The following is a 1,130-nucleotide window of genomic DNA, read 5'->3' as shown; positions in this document are numbered from 1 at the left end:
GGGTCCGGTGATGGTGATGACGCCCCGATGGTGCAACCGGTGATGATAGGGGCAGACCAGCACCAGGTTGGCCAACTCGGTGGGGCCACCGTCTTCCCAGTGCTGCAGGTGATGGGCGTGCAAACCACGGGTGGCCCCACAACCCGGGACCGCGCACCCGCGGTCGCGATACTCCAACGCGCGGCGAAGCCGCCGGCTGATCACCCGCGTCGCCCGGCCCGCACCGATGACTTCGCCGTCACGTTCGAACCACACCTCACCGGTGGCATCACAGGTCAGGTATCGGCGTTGCGCGTCGGGCAGCAGCGGACCCAGATGCAGCGCCGCAACACGCTGCTCAACATCGAGGTGCACCACCACCGTGGTGTGCTGCCCGTGGGGGCGGCGGGCCACTTCGGCGTCCCAGCCCGCCTCCACCAGACGCATGAACGCCTCGATGGCGCCCGGCACCCGGGGCCGCTGACCCAAAGCACCCCCGCCCGTGTCGTGATCGTGTTTCCACTCGGCGATCAGCGCCTCACGATACGACGCCACGGCGGCGTCGAACTTCGCCGCCTCATGGGGGCCAAGGGCGATCCGATAACAGCTACCCCGCTCGTCGGCGGTCGCGATAAACGAACCCTCGAACCCAGGCTCGAACTCGGCCTCGGGTTGCGGTTCGGGTTGGGGTCGGGGTTCCAGCTTGACCGCGGTGCGCAGCTGAGCGACCGTCGCGACCGCGGCCAGCTGCGCGTAATGCGCATCCGATCCCGCCCCGCCCCGCGCCGCGATCACCCCCACCTGATCGGCCGACAACCGGCCCTCCCGCATGCCCTGGGCGCAGCGCGGGAACTCCAGCAGCCGGGCCGCAATCGCGCTGATCGTCTGCGCGTTCGCCGGCGAACAACCCATCTTCCAGGCCACCAACGCCGGCACCGACCGCGCCCCGGTGCCACCACACAACTCGTCACGATCGATCTCGGCCACAATCTCCACGATGCGCCCATCAATCGCATTGCGCTGACCGCTCAACTCCGCCAACTCCTCGAACAACACCCCCAGACGCTCACCAGCACTCACCACCACAGCGCCAACAGATCCGATCGAAGACATGACGCCATCATCGCAGCCACCACCGACAAAACCCGGCC

Annotated in this window: 1 protein-coding gene; it reads right to left on the bottom strand. The window is 68.3% G+C overall.

The genetic code is table 11. The features are described from left to right. On the bottom strand, positions 1–1,092 hold a 1,092-nt coding region (locus A5775_RS15870; RefSeq protein WP_067254145.1), incomplete at its 3' end, for an HNH endonuclease signature motif containing protein. Between the last annotated feature and the right edge of the window lie 38 nt (positions 1,093–1,130).

Source organism: Mycobacterium sp. 852002-10029_SCH5224772 (genome assembly GCF_001667315.1).
In the GTDB taxonomy this organism is placed as follows: Bacteria; Actinomycetota; Actinomycetes; order Mycobacteriales; family Mycobacteriaceae; genus Mycobacterium.
The sequence above is the reverse complement of the archived record's forward strand: the minus strand, read 5'-3'. Positions and strand labels throughout refer to the sequence as shown.